Genomic DNA, 15,234 nt, shown 5'->3' on the forward strand with positions numbered 1-15,234 from the left:
CGTCACGAGCGGACCCTCGCGAGACGCGCGCATCCGCGCCGGAGTGGTCCACCGCACACTGGGACAGGTCTGGCGGTCGAGGCCGGGCGCCGAGGCATACGTGCCCTGGATGGTGTGAGACTTGAAAAAGCGGCATGGCGTGGAAGGGGGCACCAGTGAACCTGGACGCTGTCGCGGACGACCTGTACGGGCTGCCGCCGGAGGACTTCACCGCCACCCGTGATGCCCGTGCGGCCGCGGCCCGCAGTGCCGGCGACCGCCCCCTCGCGGAGAAGATTCGCAAACTGCGTCGCCCCAGCTCGTCGGCCTGGGCGGCCAACCTCCTGGTACGCGAACGGCCCGACGAGATCCAGCCGTTGCTCCAGCTCGGCCAGGCCCTGCGCCAAGCGCACCACGACCTGGACGGGGAGCAGCTGCGCGAGCTGAGCCGCCGGCAGCACCTGCTGATCAACGCGCTGTCGCGGCAGGCCCGTCAACTGGCGAAGGAGGCCGGCCACCCGATCAGTGACGGCGTTCAGCGTGAGGTCGAAAGCATCCTCCATGCCGTCCTCGCCGACCCATCGGCCGCCCAGGAGTGGGCCGCGGGCCGGCTGGTGAAGCCCTTCAGCCAGGCACTCGGCTTCCCCACAGTCGAGGACACGGCCCCGCGCCGCGCCCCTGCCGCATCCACTCCCTCGACCGCGCCATGCCCCGCTGCCCGGGCGCGCAGGGACCGCGCAGCCGACGAGGAGCGCCGCCGCCTTGTCGAGCAGGCACGGCAGGAAGCGGCCGACAGCGAACGGGAGCTTCGCGCCCTCGAGGACGAGGCGGCGACAGCGGGCCAGGAGGCCAACGAAGCCGACGAAGCCGAGAACAGCCTCCAGCAGCGGGTTGGCGAGTTCGCCCATGAACTGCAGCGACTGCAGAGCCAGCAGCGGCAGGCTCGGGCAGCGGCTCAGAAGGCGCGCGAGCGCGTACGGGTGGTCGACCGGCAGGTCCGTGAGGCCCGGCGCCGCGCTGAGGCCAGTGCGGCACAGGTTGAACGCCTCACCGCACAAGATCCTGGCCATGGCCGCACCAAAGCCAGGACCTGAGCGGCACCGACCGGATCCTGCTCAACATCAAGCATTGTCCCCCCGTCACCCAGGCTGTCTCACCTCAGGCCCGGCCATGTGCCTCCTGCGAGCGTCGCGACAGTGAGTCGATGACCACTGCGGCGAAGAGCACCCCGCCCGTGATCACGAACTGGACGGCAGCGGGGGTGTCCGTGAGGGCCATGCCTGAGGCGTTCGACTGGATGACCAGCATGCCGAGCACGGCGGACCACGTCGTACCGCGTCCTCCGAACAGGCTGGTGCCCCCGATGACGGCTGCTGCGATGGCATTGAGCAGCAGGACGCCCGAGCCTGAGCTCTGGCTCACCGAGGTGATGCGCGAGGCCAGGAACAGGCCGCCGATCGCGGCCATGGTGCCCGAGACCGCGAGCACCGCGGTCCGCACCCGCGTCACACTGAGGCTGGCACGACGGGCTGCTTCGACGCTGCCGCCGAGTGCGTAGATCTGCCGCCCGTAGTGCGTGCGGTGGAGAACGATGTCGAGGCCGGCCACCACCACGAGGAAGATCAGGAGGGCGAGCGGCAGGCCCTGGAACTGGTTGAGCACATACGCGGTGGCGAACGCGATCATCGCGACCGCTCCCGTGCGGATGGTGATTCCCCGAAGCGAGCGGTACGGCATGCCGAAGGCCTTGCGGCGCCGCCTGCCCAGGTAGGACACGAGGAAGACCATGCTCGTGGCGACCGCCGCCACTGCGTAGGCAGCGGCGCTGTTGGTGAAGTAATAGCTGGTCAGCTTGGCGACGAGCCCGTTCTCGTCGAGGTTGACGGTGCCGCTGTTCCCGAGGATGTAGAGCATGAGGCCGTTCCAGGTGAGCAGCCCCGCCAGTGTGACGACGAAGGCCGGCACCCGGGTCCTGGCGAACGAGAAGCCCTGGACGGCTCCCGTCGCGGTACCCGTGAGCACCGCGACGATCAGGGCGAGCCATTCCGGCACGCCGCTGTTCACGTTCAGAACAGCGAAGACAGCCGCCGCGAGGCCGCTGATCGAGCCGACCGACAGGTCGAGCTCACCGAGCAGCAGCACGAAGACGATGCCGACCGCGATCAGACCCGTGCCCACGATGTCCACACTGAGATTGGACAGGTTCCGGGGCGAGAGGAAGTTCTGGTTGAGGGCCTGGAAGACGATCCAGACCGCGGCGAGGACCAGAACGACGGGGAGCGCGCCCAGTTCACCGGCGCTCAGCTTGCGCCGGAAGACGGCGACCCAGCCCTCCACGGCACGGGCGATGGTCCGCGCGAGGTGGGGCTGACGGGCCTCGGTGGTGGGTGTGGCGGGTTCAGCCCGTGTGTCGTCCGCCATGTTGTGCACCTCTTTCACCACCCCGACTCCTGGTGGGCCATCCGGCGAGGCACGTTTTCCGCCGCGCCGGTGATGGAGGAGATGATCTGCTCGTGAGACGTGATGTTCACGTCGAAGAAGCCGTTGTTCTGACCGAGCCTCAGTACGGCGGCCCGGTCCGCGAGAGCTTTCACGTCGCCCATGTTGTGGCTGATGAGCAGGACTCCCAGGCCGCGGTCACGCAGTTGGTCGACGATGTCCAGGACCTCGGTGGTCTGCTCGATTCCCAGCGCTGCGGTCGGTTCGTCCAGGAGGAGGAGGCGCGGCTCGCCGAGAAGCGAGCGAGCGATGGCGACGGTCTGCCGCTGGCCGCTGGACAGCGAGACGACGGGGTCGCGCAGATCGGGGACGCTCCTGGTCAGGCGTTCCAACAGGCGTCTTGTGCGACGCTCCATTTCCACATCGTCGAGGAACCCGAATCTGCGGATCTCCTGACCGAGGAACAGATTGCCGACGACGTCGAGATTCCCGCACAGCGCGAGGTCCTGGTAGACGGTGGCGATACCGAGGTCCCGGGCGTCGTGGGGGCGCCTGATGTTGACTGTCCGCCCCTCCCATTGGATGACGCCCTTGTCCGCGGGAGCGACGCCGGAGATCACTTTGACCAGGGTGGATTTGCCGGCCCCGTTGTCGCCCAGAAGTGCGACGACTTGGCCCGCGTGAATCTCCAGCTCGATGTCCGTGAGGACCTCGACGACACCGAAGCGCTTGCACACGCCGTGCAGCGCCAGCAACGGGGGAGTCGGCACGGAAACCATCTCCTTCCCGGGGTACGGACCTGGTCAAAACGGCCTGTCAGGTGAGCCCGGCCTTGTTGCAGGCGGCCCTGAGTTGGGGGGTGCAGATCTGCTGGATCGTGTACACGCCGTCCTTCACCACGGTGTCCTTGATATTGGCGACGGTCACGGACACCGGGGTGAGCATGACGGCCGGAACCGCCTTCACACTGGGGGTCCTCACCGTGCCCGTGGCAACCCGGTCGAGGTTTTCACCGCGTGCCGCGGCCACGGCCATGGCGCCGCCGGCGGAAGCCTCGAGTCTGAAGGGTTTGTAGACGGTCATGTACTGATCGCCGGCGACGATATGCCGCACGGCTCCGAGTTCGGCGTCCTGCCCGGTGACGGGGGGCAGCGGGTGGACCTTGTTCGCCTTGAGGGCGGAGATGCTGCCGGTGGCGAGGCCGTCGTTGGCGGAGTAGACCCCGTCGATGTTGTCGGCGCCGAGGGCGGAGATCGCGCCGGACATGTTCATGTTCGCAGTCGCCGGCCTCCACCGGAGCGTGTCGTACGCTTTGCCGATCTTCACTCTCCCTTTGAGCACGGACAGTGCGCCCTTCTTGAACGACACCGCGTTCGGGTCGCTGAGATCGCCGTTCATCATGACGATCTGGGCGCCGGGCACCTTGTCGCCCATGGCCTTCAGCAGTGCCCTGCCCTGGAGGCGGCCGACCTCCTCGCCGTCGAAGGAGACATAACCCGAGATCGGGCCCTCGGCGAGACGGTCGTAGGAGATGACCGGGATGCCTGCCGCGTGCGCCTTCCTGACCGAGGGGCCGAGCGATCTGGCGTCGACGGGCACGAGCACGATGGCATCGACCCCCTTGGTGATCATCGAGTCCATCTGCCCCTGCTGGGTGGCCACATCGTTCTTGGCATTGGCGTGCTCGACCGTGCAGTCGTCGCACAGCTCCTTGATCTTCTTCTCGAGCAGGGGCCTGTCCTGTGTCTCCCAGCGAGCCGTGATGGCGTCCGGCAGCAGCAGCCCGATTCTCGGCGTGTTTCCCCCGTGGGGGTCGTTCCCTGCGCCCGACCCGCAGGCCGCGAGAGCAACGGCCGTCGAGGCGACGGTCATGGCGATGGCCGCGTCTCGTATGAAGGTCTTCATGGAGAGACCTCCCTTGTCTTTCCCCTGCGTGTGGTCAGGGAGCGCGCACGGTTGTCCGTGCCTGGCCCGCATCGGGTATGGGGTCTGGGTGCTGCGGCCCGTCGGCGTACGCCGGGTGGTGGGCGGCCGGTTGATGGAGGACCAGCGGGGCCACACCGGCGTCTCCCGTCGGGGCCGGCCGGCACGGTGCGCGCGTGGGGAGGCCGCTCGACGTGCATCGCGGGTGTCAAGGTGCGTGTGCGGGGGGTCGGACCGCCTGGGCCACGTACTACGTGGCGCGACGGCTCAGGCCGTGTTGAGTGCCGGGTGCCCGCGTCGGCATGGAGATCCAGGCGCACACCTGTCCCTGCCTTCACGGGCAGCTGCGGCTCCGGCGCTTGCGGGGCGGCATCGCCCGCCCTGGCGAGGCGGAGACTCGGCCCGACCAGCCCGGCACCGGTGGATCCCTCATTGAGCATGGCGACAACCCGGCCTTCTCACCGGGCCACGCGTGTCGGCCAGAAATCCAGCAGCCGACAGCCGGCCGCGGTGCCGACGCCCGACGTTCGCCGAACGGACCGCGCGGACGTCGCAAGACGACCACGTCGTCAGTGTGGCACCGGCTGCGGTCATCTGCGAACGCAGCGGCTCCGACCAGCGCTGTTGGGCCCGTACATCCTCCGAACGTGGCTCTACTCGGGGCCCCGAAGCGATCTTGCCGCAGTGGGTCACCCTCCACCGGAGCGGGTTGCTGCCTCGCGGCCGGGTCATCGGCAGCACCGCCGTCCGCACTGCACCATCTGACACATCCGAGGGGACGGACGGGGGCGTCCTGGCGTCGCATGCAACGCCACTTCGAGGGTCGTTCCGCCCTGCACCGAGGGGACCCTCGCCGTTCGGCTCGACGTACGAGGACCCCGGATCCGGCGCCCGGGCCTGGTGTCGAGGGCAATCAAGCGGATCTGTCCGGTTGGCCCTTGTATGCCACCCTGGAAGAAGGGTGCCCGATCTCCACCTGAAGGGTGCCCCGATCTCAACCTGTCGCACCTGCGGCATGGACGGGAGGTTGGTTGCGGACATGCCTCATGACGGCCGTGCCCGGGCCGAGGTCTCGGATCCGCGGGCAAACGAGGCCGAAGCCGCAGACACCGGTTCATCGCCTCCGGTGTCAGGGGCCGCCGCGAGTGATCGGGCTCTGACGTTCGCCGGAGTGGCGCTGGCAGCGGTCTATGTCGTCGGCGTCGGGAATGAAGTGCTGCGATTGGTGGAAACGGCCGGAGGCGCCGCTTCTCCCGAGTACGGCCTTCCGGAGCGTCTGCCTCTCTCCGGTAGGTCACCCGCGGCGCACGCCTTGCGCACCGACCGGCCTCTGTGGCTGAGTCCCGCGGCACTCGCCTCCTTCTCCGAGGGCGGGCCGACGCCGCTGCGAGCGGAGGCGTCGCTCGGTGCGCTGCCACTCCGGAGGGAGGGCAGGCGGCTGGGCTGCCTCGTCGTCGTGGGCGCTTCCAAGGACGCCTTCGAGGCCGAGCAACGGCGCTTCCTGGAGCGCTACGCCGACGCGGTTACCGGTGTACTCCAGGCCGAGGCCGGCCGGCCCATGCCGTCGTCGCTGCTGAGTTCCGCCCTGCGGAGTCTGCGCGTCGGCTCGTTCGTCCTGGTGCCGGACACCGGCCTGATCGAGGTGGACGAGACCCTGCTCGAGCTGGTCGGTATCACGCCGCACGACTTCGACGGCAAGGCGGACACCCTGCTCGCGCACGCCCTCCCGGAGGACATGCCCACGCTGATGTCGGTCCTGGGGCCGTCCACCGAGGCGTTCGGCCGGCGGGAGCTGGAGTTCCGAGTCCGCCGTCCCACTGGCGAAATGCGCTGGCTGAGCCTGAGTTGCCGGGTGGTGGAGAGCACCGACGACCGGCCGGTGCAGGTGCTGGGCATGGTGACGGCGACCTCGCTCCTGCGCCGGGGTGCCGATGACGTTTCCAGGATCCAGTGGCTGACTGCCGCACTCGATGATGCCGCAACGATCTCTGACGTCAGCCGAGTGGTGGTCACCGTGCTGCGTGAGCCGCTGGGCGCCGACCGGGTGGCGCTCGCCGAGTTGCAGGACGACCGGCTCGTGATCAGCGTGCTCGACCCGCCACAGCCCGCCGCCTGGCCGGAGACATGGCGTTCCCAGTGGCGTTCCGCGTGGCGTTCGGAGTGGCCCGACGTACCGGTCAGCGCCCTGCCCACCCTTCAACTGGCTCTGCGGGACGGGCGCATGGATCTGTGGCCCGCAGGCACAGCCCTTGAGCCCGGACTCGCAGGCATCGGCACGGGAGGTCTGGCCGTCCTGCCGCTTCCTGCCAAGGGCCGGGTCGTCGGCGTGTGCCTGGTCGGCTGGGATCAGCCGCACGAATTCGTCCCCGAGGAGAGGTCCCTGCTGACGGCTACCGCGGCGGTGGTCGGGCAGGCCCTCCAACGTGCGCACGCGCACGATGCCGAGCAGGAGCTCGCGACGATGCTGCAGCGCAGTCTGTTGCCCCGGAGCCTCCCCGAGTTGCCCGGGGGGACCGCCGTCGCCCGCTATCTGCCCGCCAGGCGGGGGTTGCAGGTGGGCGGCGACTGGTACGACGTCATCGCCCTCTCCGAGGATCGGGTGGCGCTGGTCATCGGTGACGTGCAAGGACACAGTGCCGGAGCCGCGACGATCATGGGTCAGATGCGTACCGCGGTCAGGGCATACGCGGTGGAGGGGCACCCGCCCGACGTGGTCCTCTCGCACGCCAACCGCCTCCTTATCGGTATGGAGACCGATCTGTTCGCCACCTGCTGCTATGCCGAACTGGACATGGAGGAGGGGAACATCCTGTTCGTCCGGGCCGGCCATCTGTCACCGCTGGTGCGTCATCCCGACGGCACCACGGAGGAGCTGCAGGTCGAGGGTGGGCTCCCGCTGGGCGTTTCCGCGGAGGCGGAATTCCCCATGACCGCCGTCGCACTGGCCCCCGGCAGTGTGCTGGCCCTGGTCACCGACGGCCTGGTCGAGGCCGTCGACCTGCCCCTGGACGAGGGTATGCATCGGACGCGCACCGCGCTCGCTGCGGCGGATCCGGCGGATCCAGGGCTGATGGCCGACGAACTGCTCGGCGACGTCGGCCGTCGCGAGGACGACGTGGCACTGTTGCTGCTGCGCTACGACGGCATGAAGACCCGGCCGATACGGGCCGGTTGGGTGGTGTGGCGGCTGCCCGACGCCGTCATGCACGCCCGCCGTTTCACCGCGCGCACTCTGCGGCGATGGAAAGTCGAAGAAGCAGCCGATGCGGTGCTGCTGGTCGTGTCCGAACTTGTCACCAACGCCCTGGTGCACACCCAGGGACCGGTCCGCCTCGACCTGACGCTCCGTGGGGACCGGGTGCGAGTCTGCGTGAGCGATTCCTCGCCGCGTGCGCCTGCCAAGCCCGTGATCGTGGACTGGGAGTCGACCGGCGGCCGCGGCCTGCTTCTGGTCGAAGCCATGTCGGAATCCTTCGGCACGGTGCCGGTGGCCGGCGGCAAGCAGGTGTGGAGCGAACTCGTTGTGCCGCAGCGCGAGCCGACTCCCGCGGACCCGGGGCCCCGCCTGGCGCTGGGGGGTCTGCGATGAGGACCTGTACGGGCCCCGCCGTCGCGGCGATCGTCGCGGGGCTCATGACGATGTCCCTGGCCGCCTGCGGAGGAGACGGCCGAGCGGAAACGGACAGCTTCGCCGTCGGTCTGCTGCTCCCGAGCCGAGCGGTTCCCCGCTGGGAGCAATCCGACAAGCCGCTGATCGAGAAGCGGCTGAAGGAGTTGTGTCCCCGCTGCACCCTGGAGTACGCCAACGCCGAGAACGACGCGGGGCGGCAGCAGCAACAGGTGATGTCCATGATCACCAAGAGGGTCAGGGTCCTGATCCTCGACGCCGCCGACACCAGGGCACTCCGCTCCTCGGTCCAGGAGGCGGACAAGGCGGGTATTCCCGTCGTCGCCTATGACCGGCTCGCCGAAGGCCCGATCTCGGGCTATGTCAGTTTTGACGGTGCGCAGGTCGGCAGGCTCCAGGGCGAGGCGCTCCTGAAAGGCATGGGCGACAAGGCGAACGGCGGGAACGTTGTCATGATGAACGGCGATCCGACCAGCGCCAACGCAGCGTCGTTCAGGAGGGGCGCCATGTCCGTCATCACAGGCAAGGTGAAGATCGCCAGGTCGTACGACACGGTGGACTGGAGCTCGGAGAAAGCCCATGCCAATATGTCCGCAGCCATCGCGGCCCTGGGCCCGGACAGGATCGGCGGTGTCCTGGCGGCCAACGATTCCATAGCCGCAGGTGTCATCTCCGCTCTCAAGGGCGCTGGTGTCGGGAAGCTCCCTCCCGTCACCGGCCAGGACGCCGACCTCGACGCTGTGCAGCGCATCATCAAGGGTGAGCAGTACATGACGGTGTACAAACCGTTCCGGGCAGAAGCTGTCGCAGCCGTCACCATGGCCGTCGCCCTGGGGCGAGGCGAGGATCTCCGCGACGTCGCCACGACGACGATCGACAGCCCCACCACCAAGCGCATCCCGTCCGTCCTGCTCACTCCGCGCGCGGTGACGGTCGGCAACATCAAGCAGACACTCGTCAAGGATGGCGTGTACACCATCAACCGGATCTGCACCCGCGAGTTCAGGCCCGCCTGCTACAAAGCCGGACTCGCCCGGTAACGAGGACCGGTCGCCGGGACGGCCCGATCGCGGCAGACGACGTCCGCCCTGGGGTGAGCGGCGAGGTGCACGGACGGCGGTCGCATGGGCCGGCCGCGGTAGACGTAGCCGCATTTAATTTCAAACGATACCGTATCGAATGAAAGGATTGCTGGTAATATGCCGTCATGCCCGCCGACGTACCCCGCAGAACCACCGCCTCGCGCGTGACCGACCGCCCCGGGGATGCCTCGCCTTTCGCTCTCGGCCTGCTGCTGCGCCGGGCGCACTGGCGCGCGGCCGCGGTGATGGAGGAGGCGCTTCGGCCGCTCGGCATCGAGTTGCGGCATTTTGCCGTGCTGATCGTGCTGGTCGACCGTGGGCCCACCGTGCAGCGGGACTTGGTTTCGGCGACGGGGTCGGACAAGGCGGGAATCATGCGGGTCGTGGACGACCTGGAGCGTAAGCGGCTGGCCGTACGCAAGAGCGTTCCGGGGGACCGGCGGGTGCGGGCGGTGGAGATCACACCTGAGGGCGTCGAGCTCTTCGACGCAGCCCATGTGGCGGCCGAGCCGCTGGCTGAGCGCCTGGTTGCCGAACTGGGGCCCGGCGAGCCCGAGCAGCTCACGGACCTGCTGACCCGGTTCGCCTACCCCGCAGACAGTGAGGCGTAAGCACGCCCGTGTTCCGGTTGCCTGCCGCGTGGGCACGCTTCGTCGCCGTCTTCCGCGCCAAGCCGCCGGCCCCCAGGGGTGCGCCACCGTCACCGTCGGAGAGGGTGCAGGCGACGAGGATGCCGTGTGACGTCCTGGGGCGAGGCGTCACACGGCGTCCATGGCCCGGGGGTTACGCGGCGAAGCGCTCCGCGATTTCCTTGGCCTTGATGGTTGCGTCTTCGAAGGCACGCTTGCGAGAGGCCTCGTAGAGGGGGACCAGTTCGGACATGGCCGGGTTGCGGGGAGCCATGGTGAGTTCCGGGACGATGAATTCGAGGTCCAGGGCGAGCGTGCCCTTGAGGACGGCCTCCAGGTAGTTCTGTACGAACTCGTAGCCCTCGCGCGGGGTGCCCGGCGCGTAGGAGCCGCCGCGGCTGGCGACGACGATGACCGGGGTGCCCTGGGCGGAGGGGGTCTCGCCCGCGGTGCGGCCCAGCAGGAGCACGTTGTCCAGCCACGCCTTGAGGGTCGACGGAATCGCGTAGTTGTACATGGGGGCGCCGATCAGGACGGCGTCCGCCTGCTCCAGCTCCTCGATGAGCTTCACGCGCGCGGCGAATGCGGCGGACTGCTCCGGCGTGCGCTCGGACGGGGCGGTGTAACCGGCGGACCAGGCGTCGGCGGTGATGTGCGGGACAGGGGTGGCGGCGAGGTCGCGGTAGATCACCGTGCCCTCAGGGTGCTGCTCCTCCCAGGCCCTGCGGAAGGCGCTCGCGATCGAACGGGACGACGAGGCCTCGCCGGGGAATGCGGACGAGTCGATGTGCAGCAACGTGGCCATGGACTTTCTCCAAAACGTGGTGCCCGAGGCGGGGAACCAGGGGCTGAGGATTCGTACTCGACGATAGTCAAACACGAGATGGTATTGAATGATACTATCGTGAGTGAAACAAAGTCGCACGCGTTGAGCAGTGGAGGTGGGCAATCTTGGACGCCTATGAGGCGGTCACGAGCCGACGGGCGGTGCGCGGATTCACCGACCGGCCTGTCCCGAGGGAGGTGCTGGAGCGCGTGCTGACCGCCGCGGCTTGGTCACCGTCCGGATCGAACCTCCAGCCGTGGCACGCCTACGTGCTGACCGGCGCGCCGCTGGCCGAAGTCAAGAAGCGCGCGGGCGAGCGCCTGGTCACCGGCGACCCCTGGGACGAGCCGGAGTACGAGATGTACCCTCCCGCACTGAAGTCCCCGTACCGCGAGCGCCGATCCGCCTTCGGCGAGCAGCGCTACGGCGCACTCGGCATTGCGCGCGAGGACATCGAGGCGCGCCAAAGGGCCGCTGCCGCGAACTGGGACTGTTTCGGCGCGCCCACCGCCCTGTTCTGCTACATCGACCGCGACCTGGGCCCGGCCCAATGGGCCGACGCCGGCATGTATCTGCAGACCGTCATGCTGCTGCTCCGCGCCGAAGGTCTGCACAGCTGCCCGCAGATGGCATGGGCGAAGTTTCACAAGACCGTCGCGGAGGTCCTCTCACCTCCGGACGACCTCATCCTCTTCTGTGGCATGTCGATCGGATTCGAGGACGTCACGGTGGACTACGCCCGCACGGGCCGGGCGTCGCTCGACGAGACAGTCACGTTCGTCGAGGGCCAGTGCGGCCACCGCCTGTGGCGTGCAGGGGTGGGCTGATGCTCGTGGGTGGGACTGCGTACTGATGAGCTGACGGTCGAGCAGGTCGATTCGTGGTCCGAGAGGACGGTCGGGCCGCACGCCTGGACCGCCGCCCGGCGCATCACCCTGGCGGCCCTGGCCCATATGGCCGGCGTCCGTGCCCAAGAAGCCGAAGCCGAAGCCGAAGCCGGTGTCGGGAGGAGACGTCCGTGCACGACTTCTCTCCGGGCAGCAGGGGGCGCGGTGTCACTTGGTACGTGGCCGCGCCATCGGTCCATGAACCCGAACTCGCGGTGCGGGCCGCCGCTTTGACCCGTGTCAGGTCCTTGTCCTTGATCAGCAGGCGCTGACCGGCCCGGGTCGGCTCGCCCGCGCGGGACAGGTCGCCCAGCGGCCAGGTCACGGCGACCACGTCACCCGCGCCCATGGGTATCTGTTCCGAGTCCCCCAACAGGCCTGATCCCTGGGCGACGCTTTCCGGAGCAACGGCGGTCTGGCGGTGGCTGGCTGTACCGGCGTCTTCAGCGCCGTCGCGTCGGCAGCGGGTGCGGGCGTGCAAATTGCGGTACGTGCTGGCGCAGTTCGACGCGTTGCACCATCGCGAGTTCGAGAACGCGGTCCGGAAGCTGTTGCGGCGCAACGGTTGTCGGGGCGCGATGCGGGTCGGTGTCGGGGGCGGTCTCGGGCGGATATGAAGGTCACGGATCCTGTCGGGCGCCGCGGGGTGATCCCGTGGAAGTACCGCCGTGGCGGGGACCGCGGCTCCGCGGCGGGTACGCCTGATCTGCAGGCGCTCGGCGGCACGGCGCGGCGCGCGTACAAGGCGGACGTGGTGGTCATGGCGACCGACGGGCGCATCACGAATCCGGGGCGGGACTTCACGAAGCGGCAGCGGCCTCACCTGGTCGACCGTCGCCTGCTCGGTGTCCGGGCGGCGGGATCGCAGCTGCTGCGGGAGCTACTGCGCGCAGTGGCGCCTCCCGCGCTGATCGCGCCCCGAGGCGGCCGGCCCTCATCAGTTGTCCGGCCGGTTGTCAGTGCGGTCGGCGTAGTCCTGCGATGAGGAGTTCGACCAGTCGACGTGCGTCGTAGCGGGGATTGTTCTCCGCGCCGATGCAGAGGTTCCCGACGCCGCGCATGAGTGCGTATGCATCGATGTCGGAGCGGATCTCGCCGACGCCGGCTGCGGCTTCGAGCAGTTGGGCGCACACGGGCACGAGCCGGTCGAGGAAGTAGGTGTGCAGCGTGTCGAAGCCGGCGTCGTCGGACTGCAGCACGGCGGCGAGGCCGTGCTTGGTGACCAGGAAATCAACGAACAGGTTGATCCATTGCCCCAGTGCAGCGTGAGGGGTTGCGCTGGTCGCCAGCAGGGCTGGACCGGCCTCGGCGCAGGCGTCGACCTGGTGCCGGTAGACGGCGATGATGAGATCCGCTCGTGTCGGGAAGTGGCGGTAGATCGTGCCCAGCCCGACGCCGGCCTTGGCCGCGATGTCGCGTACCGGCGCTTCCACGCCTGACGTGACGAAGACCGCTGCGGCCGCGTCGAGCAGCGTCTCCTTGTTGCGCCGGGCGTCCGCCCGCTTGGACTGGGCTGCGTGTCCTGCGCCCTCGTCTTTGTCCTTCACCGCGCCGCTCCCTCCGCAAACGAGCTTGTCAAACGGAACAACGTTCCGTATGTTTCCGGAACAGGGTTCCGTTTGCTCATGATGCCAGAGCAGGGGCGCGACAACCAAGCCACACCTTTCACCAAGCCACGCCTTTCCATCACGCTTCACCCGCAATGGAGGAACACGGTCATGCAGTACCGCACCTTGGGCCGCACCGGTCTGCAGGTCAGCTCGCTCGCACTCGGCGCGATGAACTTCGGCGCGATCGGGCGCACCACCCAGGACGAGGCCACCGCCATCGTCGACGCCGCGCTCGAGGGCGGGATCAACGTCATCGACACCGCCGACATGTACAGCGACGGCCAGTCCGAGGAGATGGTCGGCAAGGCCATCGCCGGCCGACGCGACGACATCGTGCTGGCCACGAAGGCGAGCATGCCGATGGGCGACGAGCGCAACCATCAGGGCAGTTCGCGCCGCTGGTTGGTCACCGCACTCGACGACAGCCTGCGCCGTCTCGGTGTCGACCACGTCGACCTCTACCAGATCCACCGGTGGGACCCGAGGACCAGTGACGAGGAGACGTTGGCGGCTCTGACCGACCTGCAGCGCGCCGGGAAGATCCGTTACTTCGGCTCGTCAACTTTTCCCGCATACCGCATCGTGCAAGCGCAGTGGGCCGCCCGCGAGTATCACCTGAGCCGATACGTCACCGAACAGCCCAGCTACTCGATCCTGCAGCGCGGGATCGAGACCCATGTGCTGCCCGTGGCTGAGGAGTACGGACTTGGCGTGCTGGTGTGGAGCCCGTTGGCCTCGGGCTGGCTGTCGGGTGCGATCCGCGAGGGACAGGACATCACCACGAGCCGCTCAACGTTCATGCCGCAACGCTTCGACACCACCATTCCGTCCAACCGGGCCAGGCTCGATGCCGTCGAGCAGCTGGCCGAAGTCGCCGACGAGGCCGGCCTCACGATGATCCAGCTCGCGCTCGGTTTCGTGACCGCGCACCCTGCCGTGACCAGCGCGATCATCGGTCCCCGAACGCCGGACCACCTGTACTCGCAACTCGCCGCCGCTGACACCGTGCTCTCCGCCGATGTGCTCGACGCGCTCGACGCGATCGTCGCCCCCGGTGTCGACATGGCCGCGCACGAGAAGTACGACACTCCGCCCGCGCTGCTGGACCCGTCACTGCGGCGCCGCTGATCGTCCGAGGGAAGCGTCCGCATCCTCTCCCGCAGCTCCCGAGTTCGCGAGAATCGCGCAGGTGCCCGGCGAGAAGGTGCTCTTCCTCCATCTCGCCAGCACCCGCAGAGGAGGTGATTCTGGGGCTGGCCGCCGACGCCCGTGCCGTGCGGCAGGCTCGCGGGACCGATGCGCTGCTGGATGGGCTGTTCGCCCGCTCTCCGGTGGTCTGGCGGTCTTTGACACCGAGCTGCGCTTTCGACAGGTCAACCCAGCCCTGGAGGCCATGAACGGGCTGCCGGGGGCCCGGCATGTGGGGCGGCGGCTGGCCGAGGTGCTGCCCGGGGTGAACACCGAGCAGATGGAGGCGGCGATGCGCCGGGTGCTGGAGACCGGCGATCCGGTGGTGAACTTCCACCGGATCGCCGGCACCCCCGCCGGCCCAGGCCGCGACCGGGTCTGGTCCTGCTCCTACTTCCGTATGGAGGACCGGTTCGGCCATCCGGTGGGCGTCAGTGTCTCGGTCATCGACGTCATGGGCCAGATGCGCACCACGGTCCGCGCCCTTGCCCACCTCGACCTGCCCCCCGCCCAGCTCCTGGTCCCAGCTCGACCAGGCCGTGCAGGAACTGGACAGCCCTCTGTTGACCACCTGCCTCTACGGCGATGGTCGATGCCACCACGGGCACCTGCCGGTTCGCCTGCGCCGGACACCCTCCGCCTGCGGTCATCACCCCCGACGACGCCGCTTGTTGCCATGCCGGTGAGGACGAGCGAGTCGATGTCCGCGGCGCGCAGCACCGTCTCCAAGCCGCTGCCGGTGAACGCGCTCACCCGCTTCTTCGTGACGATCAGGTCGTGCGGGCCGGGCGCCACGTCCGGGTGTACGTCGGCTCCCGGATCGCCTTCGGTGAACCCGCCGGCTGTGCCTCGGGCGCTCTTCGCCAGCTGCGCGAAGGTCTTGTTGCGGGGGCTGATCTCGGGGTGGCCCGGGCGGAAGCCGATGACCACGTAGATCACCGGGATGCCGGCGGTGTGCGCGGCGTCGACGGCCCGGCGCAGCCGCCGGATGTAGGCGGGGTCCTCGGTGAATCGGTCGACGATTCCGCGTTGGACGTCCATGA

Annotated in this window: 13 protein-coding genes and 1 pseudogene; 8 read left to right on the top strand and 6 right to left on the bottom strand. The window is 68.8% G+C overall.

Annotated features, from left to right (window positions below):
• Positions 1-155: 155 nt before the first annotated feature.
• Positions 156-1,073, top strand: a complete 918-nt coding sequence (locus OG390_RS48190) for a hypothetical protein (RefSeq protein WP_406176981.1) — start codon at positions 156-158, stop codon at positions 1,071-1,073.
• A 64-nt stretch (positions 1,074-1,137) separates the two neighbouring features.
• Here the strand turns inward: OG390_RS48190 and OG390_RS48195 are convergent, their stop codons facing one another.
• From OG390_RS48195 to OG390_RS48205, 3 genes are read right to left on the bottom strand one after another with little or no spacing between them, the layout of a single operon-like run.
• Complete coding sequence (locus OG390_RS48195; RefSeq protein WP_406176983.1) at positions 1,138-2,400, bottom strand: sugar ABC transporter permease; 1,263 nt, start codon at positions 2,398-2,400, stop codon at positions 1,138-1,140.
• Positions 2,401-2,414: 14 nt separating this feature from the next.
• Entirely contained in the window at positions 2,415-3,197 is a 783-nt protein-coding gene (locus OG390_RS48200; RefSeq protein ID WP_406176984.1) for an ATP-binding cassette domain-containing protein, read from the bottom strand.
• Positions 3,198-3,234: 37 nt separating this feature from the next.
• Complete coding sequence (locus OG390_RS48205; protein WP_406176986.1) at positions 3,235-4,323, bottom strand: substrate-binding domain-containing protein; 1,089 nt, start codon at positions 4,321-4,323, stop codon at positions 3,235-3,237.
• 1,057 nt (positions 4,324-5,380) lie between these two features.
• Here OG390_RS48205 and OG390_RS48210 point away from each other — a divergent pair.
• The 3 genes from OG390_RS48210 (at position 5,381) to OG390_RS48220 (ending at position 9,662) form a co-directional block, all read left to right on the top strand.
• Positions 5,381-7,930, top strand: coding sequence for a SpoIIE family protein phosphatase (locus tag OG390_RS48210; RefSeq protein WP_406176988.1), 2,550 nt, complete (start codon positions 5,381-5,383; stop codon positions 7,928-7,930).
• Positions 7,927-9,009, top strand: coding sequence for a sugar ABC transporter substrate-binding protein (locus OG390_RS48215; RefSeq protein WP_406176990.1), 1,083 nt, complete (start codon positions 7,927-7,929; stop codon positions 9,007-9,009). The genes OG390_RS48210 and OG390_RS48215 overlap by 4 nt, the downstream gene beginning before the upstream one ends.
• A gap of 167 nt (positions 9,010-9,176) precedes the next feature.
• Positions 9,177-9,662 carry a MarR family winged helix-turn-helix transcriptional regulator gene (locus OG390_RS48220; RefSeq protein WP_406176992.1) on the top strand — a complete coding sequence of 162 codons (486 nt, stop codon included), beginning with the start codon at positions 9,177-9,179 and terminating at the stop codon, positions 9,660-9,662.
• Between the two features lie 172 nt (positions 9,663-9,834).
• Here OG390_RS48220 and OG390_RS48225 read toward each other — a convergent pair whose 3' ends face one another.
• Positions 9,835-10,485: an FMN-dependent NADH-azoreductase gene (locus OG390_RS48225; protein WP_406176994.1), complete on the bottom strand. Its 651-nt coding sequence runs from the start codon at positions 10,483-10,485 to the stop codon at positions 9,835-9,837.
• A gap of 146 nt (positions 10,486-10,631) precedes the next feature.
• Here OG390_RS48225 and OG390_RS48230 point away from each other — a divergent pair, with 146 nt between their 5' ends.
• Together OG390_RS48230 and OG390_RS48235 are read left to right on the top strand one after the other, a co-directional pair.
• Positions 10,632-11,333 carry a nitroreductase gene (locus OG390_RS48230; protein ID WP_406176995.1) on the top strand — a complete coding sequence of 234 codons (702 nt, stop codon included), beginning with the start codon at positions 10,632-10,634 and terminating at the stop codon, positions 11,331-11,333.
• Between the two features lie 673 nt (positions 11,334-12,006).
• Positions 12,007-12,378, top strand: coding sequence for a hypothetical protein (locus tag OG390_RS48235; RefSeq protein ID WP_406176996.1), 372 nt, complete (start codon positions 12,007-12,009; stop codon positions 12,376-12,378).
• On the opposite strand, the gene OG390_RS48240 is transcribed toward OG390_RS48235, so the two are convergent.
• The gene (locus OG390_RS48240) at positions 12,350-12,940 is read right to left on the bottom strand and encodes a TetR/AcrR family transcriptional regulator (protein WP_406176997.1); all 591 of its coding nucleotides are present in this window, start codon (positions 12,938-12,940) and stop codon (positions 12,350-12,352) included. The two genes, OG390_RS48235 and OG390_RS48240, sit on opposite strands and share 29 nt — an antisense overlap.
• 171 nt (positions 12,941-13,111) lie before the next feature.
• On the opposite strand from OG390_RS48240, the gene OG390_RS48245 reads away from it, so the two are divergent.
• On the top strand, positions 13,112-14,131 hold the full coding sequence (locus OG390_RS48245) for an aldo/keto reductase (RefSeq protein WP_406176999.1): 1,020 nt from the start codon (positions 13,112-13,114) through the stop codon (positions 14,129-14,131).
• Positions 14,022-14,633 (top strand): annotated as a pseudogene (locus tag OG390_RS48250) (PAS domain-containing protein); the annotation flags it as partial. The gene OG390_RS48245 and the pseudogene OG390_RS48250, both read left to right, overlap by 110 nt.
• Here the strand turns inward: OG390_RS48250 and OG390_RS48255 are convergent.
• Positions 14,582-15,232: a cysteine hydrolase family protein gene (locus OG390_RS48255; protein WP_406177001.1), complete on the bottom strand. Its 651-nt coding sequence runs from the start codon at positions 15,230-15,232 to the stop codon at positions 14,582-14,584. The pseudogene OG390_RS48250 and the gene OG390_RS48255 overlap by 52 nt on opposite strands.
• Positions 15,233-15,234 lie beyond the last annotated feature (2 nt).

It is taken from the genome of Streptomyces sp. NBC_00996 (assembly GCF_045162675.1).
GTDB lineage: Bacteria > Actinomycetota > Actinomycetes > Streptomycetales > Streptomycetaceae > Streptomyces.